The sequence below is a fragment of the Marinagarivorans sp. genome (assembly GCF_982758155.1).
In genome coordinates this window covers 1-14,691 of the sequence record NZ_CEXWTU010000117.1, presented here as the reverse complement: position 1 = coordinate 14,691, position 14,691 = coordinate 1, and the positions used below count along the sequence as shown (strand labels likewise).

The window sequence follows — 14,691 nt, the reverse complement described above, 5'->3', positions numbered from 1 at the left end:
TCCCTTATCTTTTGGCTGATTACTCGGGGCTTTTGGTTCACTGTGATGCTCTTTTTCGCAATCCTCTAAAAATGTCAATAGTTCTTCGCGGTAAGCGTAGTAATCGGGGTGCTCTAATAGTTGTTTGCGGGTGCGTGGGCGAGGCAAATTCACTTCCATTATCTTGCCCACTTTGGCATTGGGGCCGTTGGTCATCATAATAACACGGTCGGCTAATAAAATAGCTTCGTCAACATCGTGAGTAACACAAACGGCAGTGACTTGCGTTCGCGTCCAAACTTCCATTAACACCTCTTGTAATTCCCAACGTGTTAATGAATCGAGCATGCCGAAAGGTTCATCTAATAATAATAACTTAGGCGAAAGTGCAAAAGCACGAGCTATGCCAACACGTTGTTTCATGCCGTTAGATAGCTCAGATGCCTTTTTATTCATTGAATCAGCAAGGCCAACGCGTGATAAGTAATATTCTATGATTTCACTGCGCTCTTTTTTGGAGCCGTGCGGATAAACTTTTTCCACACCGAGTGCAACATTTTTTTTCGCACTTAACCATGGGAATAAGCTTGGCGCTTGGAATACAACCCCACGATCCGGTCCAGCGTCAGTTACTTCTTTACCATCAAGAATAATACCGCCGCCGCTAATGCTATTTAAGCCAGCGACCATTGAAAGCACGGTTGATTTACCGCAACCAGAGTGACCGATAATTGAAATGAATTCTCCCTTTTTCATTTTTAAGTCGAATTCATCCACAACCGTTAATGGACCTTTTGATGTGGGGTAAATTTTGGTGACTTGAGAAAACTCAACATATTTGTCCAGTGCCGGATTGTGAGCCTTGGCGGCATTTTCGGCCAGCGAGTTGGGAAGTTCTGGGCTTGCGGTGTTAGGGCGTAATGTTGGTAATTCTTTTTTGTCATCATCGGCCGTTTTTTCCATGCCGACTTTCATTAAATACTGTGTAATATCTTTACGCAGCGATTTAAACTCCTCATCGTGATTCATGGCGGTACGGTCACGTGGCCTGGGAATATGAACGTTGAATTCTGGGCCAAACGTTGCGCAGGGGTCGGGCGTTAATGGAATAATGCGGTCAGCCAATAAAATCGCTTCGTCAACGTCGTTGGTAATGAGAATAATGGTTTTCTTTTCTTTCTGTGAAATGTCTTCAATTTCATCTTGCAGCTTGGCTCGCGTTAATGCGTCCAGTGCCGACAGGGGTTCGTCGAGTAAAATAAGTTCTGGTTTCATGGCCAGCGCGCGCGCAACCGACACGCGTTGGCGCATGCCGCCTGAAAGCTCGGCCGGCCGACGATCAACAGCATGCGATAAGCCCACCATATCAATGTAATACATGATGTGTTCATGGCGCTTGGATTTTGACCAGCTACCAAAGACTTGATCCACAGCGAGTTGAATATTTGAGTAAACCGTTAACCAAGGCATGCGTGAATAGCTTTGAAATACCAGGCCTCGCTCTGGCCCTGGACCATCAATGCCCTCACCTTTAAATAAGAGGGTGCCGCTGTCAGGTTTTATCAAGCCAGCAATCGCCGATATTAATGTGGTTTTCCCGCTGCCAGAAAATCCAACAATAGCGACAAACTCTCCATCGTTCATTGTTAAGTTTATATCCTTGAGTACTTCAGTGACATTGTTACCGCTGCCGTAAGATTTGCTCACATTTTTAATGTCGAGTATTGGGGTTGCAGGTGTTGGCATAACATAACTCTCTTTTAGTCTGCTAAATAATGGGTAGAGAAATTAACGGTTGACATCAAAGGTGAAGAGCGTTTGTAACGTAGACATTACACGGTCTAATAAAAAACCGATTATGCCAATTGTTAATACCGCAACCATAATCCTACCGAGAGAATGTGAACTACCGTTTTGAAACTCGTCCCATACGAATTTACCCAGACCTGGATTTTGAGCCAGCATTTCGGCTGCAATCAGTACCATCCAGCCAACCCCAAGCGATAAGCGTAAACCTGTAAAAATGAGTGGTAAAGATGAGGGGAGTACAAGCTTTGTGATTTTTGTCCACCAGCCTAGTTTAAGAACTTTACCCACATTCATTAAATCTTTGTCAATGGATGATACACCTACAGCGGTATTGATAAGTGTTGGCCAAAGCGAGCAAAGTGTTACGGTGATGGCAGATGTTAAAAAAGATTTTTCAAACCAAGAATCATCACTGGTGACATAGGTTGCACTCACGATCATGGTTACGATGGGTAGCCATGCCAGTGGCGATACTGGCTTAAATATTTGAATTATGGGGTTAAATGCTGAGCTGACTATGGGGCTTAGGCCGCAAAATATACCTAAGGGTACAGCAATAATTGTCGCAATTAAAAAACCCATGAAGACTGTTTTTAGGCTGGTGTATATTTGATCCACATAGGTTGATTTGCCGGTGTAGGTGCGCCACTTAACTTCAGCATTTGGATCTTGTTCCAATTTCTTTTCATTACGTTTTTCTTGGCGCTCATAAAAAGCAGATTCTTTTTCGCGCACTTCTTTATGTTCGGCCCAAAGTCCTTTTGCTTCTTCGTAAACAGCGGCAGGGCCTGGAATTTTACCGAGGCTTGTTTCTACACTACTTGCCATCTGCCCCCAGAGTGCAAGAAATAAAGCAAAGGCCACAATGGGAATGCCCATAATAAGCCAAAGCTGTTTAAATTGTTCTTTAGGACTTTCGCCTGCAGCCATACGGGCAATCGGCACAAACCAAGTAAGCCCGGTTAAGTTAAAAAAGTTTGTGATTTTGTTTAGCATAACAAACGACCTGTTATCTGTTTTGAGGTGAGTGGGCGCGGTATTTTTTTTGACGCCCTTATTTTTTTAAATAATAGTAACGATAATCGTAAAAGTGGGCACATCCATGTGCAGGTACTGATCCGATAATTTACTTTTTAGTACTGATTACTGCGCTGCCTTTAATCGTTTCGTTGGTTTTTAAGCCAATAGGGAAGTTCGATAGGTAAGCGTTGGGTTGTTTGCCGTTATACGTTATCCCGTCAATGAATTCGCTCTGCGGTCCTTTGAATCCATCACTTTCCCAAGGTACATCGCTTTTAGCAATTTTGCCTTCTTTCAACAGAAGTTCAGCGGCTTGCTTATAAATTTCTGGTTTGTAGACTTTTTTGGCAATATCAAAGTACCAAGAGTCCGGTTTGGTGTCGCTAATTTGACCCCAGCGACGCATCTGCGTTAAGTACCAGATCGCATCTGAATAGAAAGGGAAGTTGGCGTGGTAACGGAAAAATACGTTGAAATCAGGCACTTCACGTTTGTCACCTTTTTCGTATTCAAAAGTACCAGTCATTGAGTTGGCAATAACTTCGTAATCAGCACCGACATATTCAGATTTTGATAATATTTTTACCGCTTCCGCACGGTTGGCGTTGTTGTTTTCGTCTAACCATTTGGCGGCACGAATAAGTGCTTTAACTACGGCTAGGTGGGTATTAGGGTATTTTTCGGCCCATTCGTTTGAGACGCCAAATACTTTTTCTGGATTATTTTTCCAAATTTCATAATCGGTGATTACTGGAACGCCAATACCTTTAAATACGGCTTGTTGGTTCCAGGGCTCGCCTACGCAATACCCGTGAATTGTTCCAGCTTCTAAGGTGGCAGGCATTTGCGGTGGCGGGGTTACTGATAACAGTGCGTCGGCCGCAACAGTACCCGAGGAGTCGCCTTGATGCGGGGCATAATAACCTGGGTGAATACCGCCAGCGGCTAGCCAGTAGCGCAGCTCATAGTTGTGGGTTGATACGGGGAATACCATGCCCATTTTGAATTGCTTGCCATTCTTTTTGTAATCATCGATGACGGGTTTTAAGGCGTCGGCTTTAATAGGGTGTACGGGTTTACCATCTTTGTGCGGAATGTGTTTCTTCATTTCCTTCCACACGCTATTTGAAACGGTAATGCCATTACCATTAAGGTCCATGCTAAAGGCGGTTACAACATGCGCTTGGGTGCCAAAACCAATCGTCGCGCCCAGTGGTTGGCCCGCTAACATATGGGCGCCATCTAATTCACCATCAATGGTACGGTCTAGCAATACTTTCCAGTTTGCTTGGGCTTCTAGGGTTACAAAAAGCCCTTCGTCTTCAAAAAAGCCTTTTTCGTAAGCAATGGCCAACGGCGCCATATCGGTTAATTTAATAAAGCCAAATTTTAATTCGTCTTTTTCTAATTTAAGATCAGCAAAAGATGTTGTTGCTGCGACGGTTGCAAATACGCTCAACGCGCCGGCGGCAAGCACCTTAAAGACACGGTTAAAGGGTGTTTTTTTGTGCATGGATAACTCCTAATGGATATTGGCGGTAATCATTCGAAAACTTATTTACGCTATCGCAAGGAGCTTGCCAAGGATGATTTTTTTCTTTTTAAATTTAATTTTACCTTTCTAATCAGTAAGTTGTGTTCTAAGTTGAAGTCGGCTTATCTGTTTTAATTGAAAATCTTGATGCACTGATTCGGGGAGCTGAATTGTGTTGTTCATTTAAACGTGATCGAAAGCTTAAAATGAAATGTTCCAATGCGGTGCTAGCTCAACGGTTTTTGTGCTTTTTCGGTGAGCTGATGTTGGATGCTTTATTGGTTTCGTTCAGTTTGTATTACTGCTTTGGTGCTTGGTTAGAATATGCGCGACTATTTGATGCGTTTTGGCGAGTTGCAACTTTGTGGCGCATACTTTTGCCATTCTGTACCATAACTGTGTGGTTTGGATCGCGGTGTGAGGGCTTGAGCTAAGCTATTATGGGCGCATTAGAAGGTATAGCTTTACAAGGTGCTTGGGAATCAGGGTAAGTTAATGGGGTAGCTAGCAGGCATTCTAGGAATGAAGTGCTGTGTGAGGGTGAATTAATGGGCGTGATCAAGGCAATGATTGATGAATAAAAAGCTTTTAGGAGGGGCATGGCTTTGGCCATGGCTAGCGGCATTATTGGCTGTAATCACGTTGCTGGTTACTGTGATGCTGTTAAGAGAATACCGTAAGAGCAGCGCATTAACACATCAATTATCCAATGTTGAAACGCGTTTGGATGCATGGGTTGCCGAGCAATCGGCGCAAGCTTCCTCGGCGGCAAGCTGCCCACAGGCAACGCTTCCGCTAGCGGATCAAACCTTACAGCAAATATGCAGTGCCTACATGGCGTATGCGCAAAGTAATGATAAGGGCGTTGAAACGCTAGTTTCCTTGCGCCTAGAGCAAGACATTCAACAGAAGTACGCCTACCTTTTTCAAGTGATTTCATTGGGTAAGCAAGATACCACCCAGCTGAGCCGTTTAATGCTCGAGCGTGAAAGTGTGTTAAATGCGCCGGTTCAAGGATACTTCACTCAGCCAGAAGAGCTGCAAGCTGTTATTGATGAGCAGCAAAGCCTGCTTGCGGGCATAGATGCACAAGTGCGCAATTTGCTGGGTGAGCAAGCCTATCAAAAATACGAGCTTTTAAATGATTCAGGCTTTGAGCAGTATCAGCTAGAGCAGTTTGGCCAGAGCTTGTCGGCAGAGAATCAGCTGGCAAGTGAGCAAAGGGGGCAGCTGCTGTTATCCAAGCTGCAATATCAGCAAAAATTTGAGCAGCAGTTGGCTTTAGCGGGCGAGGGCGAAACCGTTGATACGGCTAAAGTGAAAGAGGCTTTAAGTACTTACCGAGCGGCTTACTATAGCGATAGTGCGGCGGTGTTAAACCCTGTTCAGTTGGTGCAGTTAAAGGCCTTTGAGGATGCCCAGTTTGATGCTTTGCTTAACAGCTTGAATGTTCAGCTGCTTGGCGCCCAAAGCTCGCAAGCAGTGATTGACTGAGCCGAATTAAGAGCCAAAAAAAAAGCCCGCAATTGCGGGCTTTTTTACGTAGCGATGTTCCTAAACGCGAACTTCTACAATTTCTGTAGCGGCTATGCGTTTGCCTTCTTCGGCACCGTCTTGGAAGCTTTTGATCTGATCAAAATTCATGTATTTGAAAATCTCATCGCTCATGCTGTCAATTTTGCTGGCGTACTCCATGTACTCAGCTGGCGTTGGTAGGCGCCCCAAAATACCCCCAATGGCTGCAAGTTCGGCTGAGGTTAGGTAAACGTTAGCCCCATTACCTAAGCGGTTGGGGAAGTTGCGTGTCGATGTTGATAGCACGGTTGCGCCATCTTCAACGCGGGCTTGGTTACCCATACACAGCGAACAACCCGGCATTTCCATGCGCGCGCCTTTGGCACCAAAGATGTTGTAGTAGCCTTCTTCCATTAAGGTGTGGGCATCCATCTTGGTGGGGGGCGAAATCCAGAAGCGTGATTTTAGTGGACCTTTGGTGGATTCGAATAACTTACCGGCAGCGCGGAAGTGACCGATGTTGGTCATACACGAGCCAATAAACACTTCATCTACTTCGGCGCCAGCCACTTCAGACAACAGGCGAGCATCGTCTGGGTCGTTAGGGCAGCACACCACAGGTTCGGTGACTTCGGCTAAATCAATTTCAATGACTGCTGAATAGTCGGCATCGGCATCGCCTTCTAGAAGCTCTGGGTTGGCCAGCCATTCTTCCATTTTCGCGGCGCGGCGCTCAAGGGTACGGGCATCGCCATAACCTTCGCCAACCATCCAACGCAGTAACGTAATGTTTGAGCGTAAGTATTCAGAAATTTTATCGACAGATTGCTTGATGGTACAGCCAGCAGCCGAGCGCTCTGCTGAAGCATCAGAAAGCTCGAAGGCTTGTTCTACGGTTAAGTCTTTTAAGCCTTCAATTTCGAGAATGCGGCCCGAGAAAATGTTCTTCTTGCCTTTTTTCTCTACGGTGAGTAAGCCTTGCTTGATGGCGTACAGCGGAATGGCATGCACCAAATCGCGCAGTGTAATGCCCGGCTGCATTTCGCCTTTAAAGCGTACCAATACAGATTCCGGCATATCTAACGGCATAACACCGGTAGCGGCAGCAAACGCGACTAAACCAGAACCGGCAGGGAAGGAGATACCCATTGGGAAGCGGGTGTGAGAATCGCCACCGGTACCTACGGTATCGGGTAGCAACATGCGGTTAAGCCAGCTGTGAATAATGCCGTCGCCGGGGCGTAAAGAAACACCGCCGCGGGTCATTATGAAATCGGGCAGGGTGTGTTGTGTGGTGATATCAACAGGCTTAGGGTAAGCGGCTGTGTGGCAAAACGACTGCATGGTAAGGTCGGCCGAGAAACCGAGGCATGCAAGGTCTTTTAGCTCGTCACGTGTCATGGGGCCGGTGGTATCTTGCGAGCCAACAGTCGTCATTAACGGTTCGCAGTAAGTACCTGGGCGAATGCCTTGGCCTTCGGGTAAACCACAAGCGCGGCCCACCATTTTTTGTGCGAGGGTAAAGCCCTTGCCCGTATCTACCGGTGATGCCGGTACGCGGAATAGGGTTGATGTGGGCAAGCCAAGAGATTCACGGGCTTTTGCAGTTAAACCACGACCAATAATTAGGTTGATTCGGCCGCCAGCGCGAACTTCATCTAACAATACGTCAGATTTCAATTCGAATTCGCTGAGCACTTCACCGCTTTCGTTTAAAATTTTGCCGTCGTAGGGACGAATTTCAATCACATCGCCCATGCCGATTTTTTCAACCGGAGCTTCAAATACTAAGGCGCCAGCATCTTCCATGGTGTTGTAGAAGATAGGAGCAACTTTACCGCCAATGCAAATGCCGCCGCCGCGCTTGTTGGGTACGCCGGGCATGTCGTCGCCGAAGAACCATAAAACAGAGTTAGTGGCTGATTTACGTGAAGAGCCAGTACCCACAACATCGCCCACAAAGGCAACGGGAATACCTTGATCCTGAACGGCTTTAACTTGTGCCATAGGGCCTGTTACGCCAGCTTCGTCAGGCGTTAAACCTTCGCGCGCCATTTTGTACATGGCCAAAGCGTGAAGGGGGATGTCTGGGCGGCTCCAGGCATCGGGTGCTGGTGAAAGGTCATCGGTATTGGTTTCGCCGGTCACTTTAAACACCGCAACTTTAATGCTTTGTGCCACTTCATCGCGGTTGGTGAACCATTCGGCATCAGCCCAGCTTTGAATCACATCTTTGGCTAATGCATTGCCGGCTTTGGCTTTTTCTTCTACATCGTGGAAGGCATCAAACATTAACAAGGTGTGTTTGAGTTCTTTAGCGGCCAACGAAGAAAGATCCGGGCAATCGAGTAAATTCACCAGCGTTTCGATGTTGTAACCACCGTGCATATTACCCAGCAGCTCAACGGCTAGCGCTTTGGTAATCAGCGGCGAAGAGGTTTCGCCCTTAATAAGTGCAGACAGGAAGCTGGCTTTAACATAAGCGGCTTCGTCAACACCGGGTGGTACGCGAGTGCTTATGAGATCCACCAGTGTTGCTTCTTCTCCGGCGGGGGGCGCTTTCAGTAACTCAACGAGATCTGCGGCCTGCTCGGGCGTTAATGGCTTGGGTGGAATGCCTTGAGCGGCGCGCTCGGCAACGTGTGCACGGTATGCTTCTAACACGGAGTAATCCTCTCTTGTAATGGGTTGCTCGCGCTAACGCTTTGTGCATTTTTGCAGCAAAACTGTTGGCCGAGGCACTAATAACGAATCCAGTAACGCTATCAATCGTGGAACGAGTATCGGGAATATGCAATGAGTAAGCCATGCAGTTTAGTTGAACGCCGACATTTCACACGAAGTGTATTCAGCAATCCGACTTACTCCTCATGTTTTCCTAAGAGTGTCCAATTTACGGCGCGGATTTTACCTGAAAAGGGTGGGAGTGTCTAAATAGCAACGCGGTAGCCGCTGAATTACGAGCCAACTATGGCAAACTGAGTATTTATACGGACTAATGCATGCTTCCTTTGGTAACGCACCCTTGCTACAGCTATCCATTCCCGGCCGGCCACCGCTTTCCAATGGATAAATTTGCATTGTTACAAGCTTATTTACAGGCAGAGGGGATTGCCGCTGCTAGCAACGTTTACCGCCCCGGGCGAGCTAGGCCAGAGCTGTTAGCGCTAGGGCATTGCCAAGAGTACATCGAACGTTTCATCACGGGAACACAAGCCCCTGCCGAGCTGCGGCGTATGGGTTTGCCGTGGAGTCAGCCGCTGGTAGCGCGCACGTTAATATCGCCCAATGGCACATTTTTGACTGCATTGCTGGCGTTGGATCGCGGCATGGCTTGCCATTTGGCGGGCGGAACGCACCATGCGCACTTCGATTTTGCCTCAGGCTTTTGTATTTTTAATGATTTGGCTGTTGCCGCAAAAGCATTGATCGCACAGGGGAAGGTGCGGCGTGTATTAATTGTGGATTGCGATGTGCACCAAGGCGATGGCACGGCGGCAATATTGGCGGATGATGCTGCAATATTTACCTTCTCGTTACACTGCGAAAAAAACTTTCCCGTGCGCAAAGCCTCTAGTGATTTAGATATTGGCTTGGCGCCCAACACAGGCGACGCAGTTTATCTCGAAACGCTAGAGAACCATTTAGACGCGGTCCTGCAGCAGTTTCAACCGGATTTTATTTTCTATGATGCCGGCGTGGATGTTTATGAACACGACCCGTTGGGCTTGTTGAATATTACCCTAGAGGGCATTCGTGAAAGAGACCGGCTGGTATTAGAAAAGTGCGCGCGTCGAAATATCCCTGTCGCAACAGTCATTGGTGGGGGTTACTACGATGCGCTTTCTGGCCGGGCTGATGCAAGCTTAGCGCTGGCAAGGCGTCATGCCATTGTGGTGGAAGAGGCCCATAAGCTCGTCGCTAAATGAAATAGCGTGTTAGTAAGCCGAATTAAGCGGAAGGCGGTGATTTTTCAGGACCCTCTCGCGCCGGGAGCGCCCATGGATCGGTTCAAGCGAGTCCTGAAAAATTATCGGTTGCCGCTATGTTAATGACATGGGTTGGGAGGTGACTTGTTGGGCTGGCCAATTGCGTTGCATTTTGCGATTATCTCGAAATGCAAACAGTGATTTTTTGGAAAAAGCTAGTTAAATCAATGGCTTATGTTTTGGCCTGACTTGTGCAATCACCCTTGTAGATGTTTACAGGGGTACGATATGAAATCTTCCATCAATGCACTATTTATAAATACGTTACTTTTTTCGGGTTCTTCCTTGGCGCAGGCTTCTCTTCCTTTTTCGGAATGCCCTAGTCGTGCTTTTTTAATTCAAGACAATGTCGCAAAAGTTTTCGGTGTTAACTTGGCGACGGGCTCCTATGAGCTACTTGAAGATTCAATGGGTACTCAAGGTAAGCTCAATGCGACTGGCTTTAATCCGCATGATTATTTCATTTATGGTTACAGTAACGAATTCCAAGCCCCTGTTCGTATCGATAGCGGTTTTCAGGTAGAGCCATTAGCGGTTGTGGGTTTTCCAAACACCAATTTTTATGTTGGCGATATTTCGTTGCAGGCGAATACTTATTATCTTTATCACCCGAATAATTCAATCGGTTTATATAAAATCAGCTTAGATCCCGAATCCTCAGATTATCTTGTGGCCACTCAAGTGATTAACGGCTCGGGGTTAAAATTGTCGATCTTTGATTTTGCTTTTCACCCAGAGGATCATCAGCTTTACAGTGTTGACCGTAATGGATTTTTACATAAAACCAATCCCGAAATGGGTACTTCAGAAAACTTAGGTAATGTAGGCGAAAGCGGGACCTTTGGCGCGGCGTATTTTGATGGCGACAACAATTTTTATATAAGCCGCAATAGTGATGGCAATATTTTTCGTATTGATGTTGGTGACGTGAATCCTTCGGCAGAATTTTTTGCCTATGGACCGTCATCATCCAATAACGATGGTGCACGCTGTGCCGCAGCTTCGATTGTATCGGATGTGGCGACGATTGACTTTGGCAGTGCACCGACCAGTTATGGCAGTAACTTGGAAAACAATGGTGCGCGGCATGAACAAAAAGAAGGTTTCCAGCTGGGTAATGTATGGAGCGGGGAGAATGACGGCGTAGAGTTTGTTACTGAATTCGAAGTGGGAGCCGACGCCATTCTAACGCTAGATGTTAAAGGCGAAGGTATTGTTAACGCTTGGGCCGATTGGGATAACAGTGGTGAATTTGATAGTAACGAGCAGGTGGTTGCCGACCAAGCGGTGACCGAGGGCGTTAATTTAGTGGTGCTTTCGATACCGGAGCAAGCCAAAGCCGGAGAAACCTGGACGCGAATTCGTTATTCGAGCCAGCAGGGCATTGGTGTGAATGGCGGTGTTGCCGATGGCGAGGTCGAGGATCAGTTGGTGCAGGTTCTGGATAGCGGTGTTTCTGTGCAGAGCTTTCCGAGTACGGCAAGTTTTGCCACTTTAGCCTTTGAAGATAATTGGCCAGAGCTGGGTGATTACGACATGAATGATGTTGTTATCGCCATGCGTACACATGTTTATCGCAACGCACAGCAGCAAGTTATTCGATACGACATAGAAGGTAAAGTGCTGGCCTTGGGCGCCAGTTACCATAACGGTTTCGCTGTTCAGTTAGATGGCATAAAACGCTCAGAAATTGATGAAACGCGAGCCGTATTGTACGTCAACGGGTTTGACACACTGCGTAACCCGGTTGAGCAAAACAACCTTGATAGCGATGCTGTGATCGTTTTTTTTGACGATTTAAAAGAAGAGCTTATTGACGGCAGTTGCCAGTATTACCGAACCGAAATTGACTGTTCTAATTTTGAAGGAACTCGAGAAGTTACGTTTCGCGCGACGGTGACTTTGGCTGTACCGATAGACGCCTTAATAGCGCCGACTGAAATATTAAACCCCTTTGTCTTTGCGACCCCAGGTTTTTATCACGGCCCTAGTTTTGCCACACCACCAGGCAGAGCGTTGGAAATTCACCTTAAAAATAAGCCACCCAGTGTACGCTTTAATACCGACTTCTTTGGTTTAGCTGATGATGATTCGTTGGCAGGGAGCGGCTTGTTTGTATCGGCGAATGCCATTCCTTGGGCGCTACAAGTCCCTGTACTTTGGGCACACCCCAAAGAGCGGGTAGACATTACACGCGCTTATCCCAACTTTGTTTCTTTCGTTAAAAGCGAAGGTGCCGAGGCCGCAACGTGGTATCAGGCAAACGAAGCAGACAGCACTTCAATCATCAATAATTCTTGGGAGCTTTAATTATGAAACTTATCATAGCGATAGTCTTGGTTAATTTGTTGGTTGCCTGCGGTAGTGGCGGCGGCTCGACTGGCGGCAATACTGTAAATGCTGAACAAGAGGCTGTTAATAGCGTAATAGCGGTAAGTAGCTCATCGAGCAGTGTATCAAGCACCTCATCAAGTAGTGCATCAAGTAGTATTGCCACTGCAGAAGTCCTTATCACGCAAACGGCGCAACTTCAGGCGGCGGCGGATTTTGATTTTGTGAGTAGTGAAATTTTAGTTTTTAGCATTAACGACAGCCAAGTTCATACAAAAGCCAGTGCATTATCAATATGCCGAGTGGACGAGCAAGGCAATGCAGACAGTAACGATTGTTTATTAAAGGCACGGCTGCAAGACCGAGTGTTTGAATCCAACCTTAATATTGGTAATGAAGTCGAGCAGCTTGTATTAACGCTTTATATTTTTGACCAGCCATTGCGTATCGAGACGGCGACTTGGAGCCGGGCAATGGGCATGCAATGGCATCTTGATTATTAAAAGGGGGGGGAGTGAGTCGTTAGTAAGGTGATTAACTTAACTACGCATGTGTAGGTACCATGCGTAGTCTTTTCCATCACGCACAATCAAGCCGTTATTGCACCTAAGAAAATATTATAAACTCTGCGTGAGCATCACGTCTGTGCGGCCGAAAGCTTTATGCCGACACCTTGAAGAGTAGGGTTTCCGACGAGTGGTCGTGGCTAGATTTTGACCTTTTGCAGTAGCAGGCACTGCATTCAACGAGATTTAGCAAATAGAGCTGTCGACACGACTATTTTTAGATTTTTCATGTTTAAGGTATTTTAACAATAAAATCAGCGGTTTAAGGAAACCCCTATATATAGGGAATAGGGCGCCCCAATCTGCATTTACCCAAGCCAGTTTTGTGCGTGAAATGCTGAGAAGCTTGACGTGGCGGGGCTTTGCGGGTAGCTTTCGGTTCTTACTATAAAAAATAGTCGCGCTACGGAATAGGCAGTCTGGGGTGCGATATACAAATGTTAGGCTCTTATGAATCGAAATTTCGAAATAGTTGACGGAATCTATCTTGTACAAGAAAGTTACGAACTTGATTTGCATAATAACTTCGATTTCAAGAATCTAGATTATTGTGTGGAGGAGCGTAAGCTCACATTAAATTGGGAACGCTCGAAGGGAGATTGGGTTGGATCTGATACGCCACAGAAAGTAGCTGTTGAGTTCATAAACGTAAGTGAGTTTCGCTTTATGCCGCGAGATTCGGAAGTGCCTTATACCGAGGATGATTGCCTTAACTCCTTTGGGTATTGGGTGGATGAAGATTGGGCTGAAGGGGTTGTCGTTGTTGAACCTAATCAAATGGCAGAGCCTCAATGGCTTACAGCAATAGATTTTATGTCCGGTGCAGTGTTGGCTGTCCAAGCGGAGAGTGCCGATGCTAAAGTCTTGGCCTAACAATACGTGCCAGCTGACATTTTGTTCGGCGCTCCGTTTTGTGTATGGCTTCGCCATTTTACACAAAACTCCACACCAACCAAAATGCAGCTGCACTCTGCGTTAAGTTTACAGAGTAAGTAGAGAGTTTAGGGCTCGACGAGAAGTCAGCGGAGCAGGATCACTGGATACTAGCCACTCAACCAACACGAGAGGTGAACATCATGAGAAATAAAATTCGAAAAACAGTGAAAAACAGAGCGAAGCAAGCACGAGGTTTCTGCACATTGGAAACCGCCCTGATAACGGTGGGATGGATAGCATTTGCTATCGGCATTTATGCAGTTAACGACCCTATATGGAAATTAATCTTATTGGCTATGTCCAGGGTCCTGCCCTAAGCTCTTTACAAAAACTTAACAAGGCTATCGTGCCTCGCCCAGCAAGCTGGGCTGGACAACCTTTTCGGCGCTTGATTTCGTGGCGGAAAAGACTGCCACAAAACAATCACCAAAAACGTTGCCGCACATAGCGGCGTTAGCTGCTAGGAAAATATGAACTACGAATCAATAAATATTAATGACAAGTTATCGAAGTTCAATGAACATTGGTCACCTCGTGTAATAGCTGAAATGAATGATTATCAATTCAAGCTAGCGAAAGGGGAAGGTGAGTTTGTGTGGCATGATCATCCAGATACGGACGAAGTGTTTATTGTTATTGATGGTGAACTTGACATTGAGTTTCGCGATGGAAAAGTAACGCTCAAAACGGGTGAGATGTTCGTAATCCCAAAAGGAGTAGAGCATAAACCTTTTGCCAAAGGTTTAGTCAAAGTATTACTTGTTGAACCTAAGGGTATTGTTAATACAGGCAATTCAGGCGGTGAGTTAACCGCTGAAAATGACATATGGGTATAGATCAGCTAACAAACGCATCAATGTACGCCACTGCGTGGCTGGACAGTCTTTCCGCTGCTTCGGTTGTGCATGGCTCCGCCATTGTTGCGCAACCAAATCAGCTCCAAGCCTGCCCATTATGCGGGCGTTAGAGCGTCAAGTTTAATCTTGATGCGTCTTGCAGGGTGCAAGTCCCT

At 46.5% G+C, this 14,691-nt stretch carries 10 protein-coding genes; 6 read left to right on the top strand and 4 right to left on the bottom strand.

The window, feature by feature from the left end; all coding sequences use genetic code 11:
- The 3 genes from AC3A8L_RS12900 to AC3A8L_RS12890 all read right to left on the bottom strand — a co-directional run.
- A partial coding sequence (locus AC3A8L_RS12900) for an ABC transporter ATP-binding protein (RefSeq protein WP_487962675.1) occupies positions 1-1,725 on the bottom strand: 1,725 nt, incomplete at its 3' end.
- 42 nt (positions 1,726-1,767) lie between these two features.
- On the bottom strand, positions 1,768-2,784 hold the full coding sequence (locus AC3A8L_RS12895; RefSeq protein WP_487962674.1) for an ABC transporter permease: 1,017 nt from the start codon (positions 2,782-2,784) through the stop codon (positions 1,768-1,770).
- A gap of 130 nt (positions 2,785-2,914) precedes the next feature.
- Positions 2,915-4,321 carry a CmpA/NrtA family ABC transporter substrate-binding protein gene (locus tag AC3A8L_RS12890; RefSeq protein ID WP_487962673.1) on the bottom strand — a complete coding sequence of 469 codons (1,407 nt, stop codon included), beginning with the start codon at positions 4,319-4,321 and terminating at the stop codon, positions 2,915-2,917.
- Between the two features lie 594 nt (positions 4,322-4,915).
- Between AC3A8L_RS12890 and AC3A8L_RS12885 the strand changes: the two genes are divergently transcribed.
- Positions 4,916-5,836, top strand: a complete 921-nt coding sequence (locus AC3A8L_RS12885) for a hypothetical protein (protein ID WP_487962672.1) — start codon at positions 4,916-4,918, stop codon at positions 5,834-5,836.
- A 60-nt stretch (positions 5,837-5,896) separates the two neighbouring features.
- Here the strand turns inward: AC3A8L_RS12885 and acnB are convergent, their stop codons facing one another.
- On the bottom strand, positions 5,897-8,521 hold the full coding sequence (gene acnB / locus AC3A8L_RS12880; RefSeq protein WP_487962671.1) for a bifunctional aconitate hydratase 2/2-methylisocitrate dehydratase: 2,625 nt from the start codon (positions 8,519-8,521) through the stop codon (positions 5,897-5,899).
- A 338-nt stretch (positions 8,522-8,859) separates the two neighbouring features.
- Between acnB and AC3A8L_RS12875 the strand changes: the two genes are divergently transcribed.
- The 5 genes from AC3A8L_RS12875 to AC3A8L_RS12855 all read left to right on the top strand — a co-directional run bounded on the left by AC3A8L_RS12875 (position 8,860) and on the right by AC3A8L_RS12855 (position 14,515).
- Positions 8,860-9,786: a histone deacetylase family protein gene (locus AC3A8L_RS12875; protein ID WP_487962670.1), complete on the top strand. Its 927-nt coding sequence runs from the start codon at positions 8,860-8,862 to the stop codon at positions 9,784-9,786.
- Between the two features lie 288 nt (positions 9,787-10,074).
- The gene (locus AC3A8L_RS12870) at positions 10,075-12,156 is read left to right on the top strand and encodes an LruC domain-containing protein (RefSeq protein WP_487962669.1); all 2,082 of its coding nucleotides are present in this window, start codon (positions 10,075-10,077) and stop codon (positions 12,154-12,156) included.
- A gap of 2 nt (positions 12,157-12,158) precedes the next feature.
- Complete coding sequence (locus AC3A8L_RS12865; RefSeq protein WP_487962668.1) at positions 12,159-12,680, top strand: hypothetical protein; 522 nt, start codon at positions 12,159-12,161, stop codon at positions 12,678-12,680.
- Between the two features lie 513 nt (positions 12,681-13,193).
- The gene (locus AC3A8L_RS12860; RefSeq protein WP_487962667.1) at positions 13,194-13,616 is read left to right on the top strand and encodes a hypothetical protein; all 423 of its coding nucleotides are present in this window, start codon (positions 13,194-13,196) and stop codon (positions 13,614-13,616) included.
- A gap of 533 nt (positions 13,617-14,149) precedes the next feature.
- Positions 14,150-14,515, top strand: coding sequence for a cupin domain-containing protein (locus tag AC3A8L_RS12855; protein ID WP_487962666.1), 366 nt, complete (start codon positions 14,150-14,152; stop codon positions 14,513-14,515).
- Positions 14,516-14,691 lie beyond the last annotated feature (176 nt).

Coding starts and splice junctions, on each gene's coding strand:
- AC3A8L_RS12855 (WP_487962666.1), top strand. CDS start 14,150: ATGAACTACGAATCAATAAATATTAATGACAAGTTATCGAAGTTCAAT.
- AC3A8L_RS12865 (WP_487962668.1), top strand. CDS start 12,159: ATGAAACTTATCATAGCGATAGTCTTGGTTAATTTGTTGGTTGCCTGC.
- AC3A8L_RS12860 (WP_487962667.1), top strand. CDS start 13,194: ATGAATCGAAATTTCGAAATAGTTGACGGAATCTATCTTGTACAAGAA.
- AC3A8L_RS12890 (WP_487962673.1), bottom strand. CDS start 4,321: ATGCACAAAAAAACACCCTTTAACCGTGTCTTTAAGGTGCTTGCCGCC.
- AC3A8L_RS12870 (WP_487962669.1), top strand. CDS start 10,075: ATGAAATCTTCCATCAATGCACTATTTATAAATACGTTACTTTTTTCG.
- AC3A8L_RS12895 (WP_487962674.1), bottom strand. CDS start 2,784: ATGCTAAACAAAATCACAAACTTTTTTAACTTAACCGGGCTTACTTGG.
- AC3A8L_RS12875 (WP_487962670.1), top strand. CDS start 8,860: ATGCTTCCTTTGGTAACGCACCCTTGCTACAGCTATCCATTCCCGGCC.
- AC3A8L_RS12885 (WP_487962672.1), top strand. CDS start 4,916: ATGAATAAAAAGCTTTTAGGAGGGGCATGGCTTTGGCCATGGCTAGCG.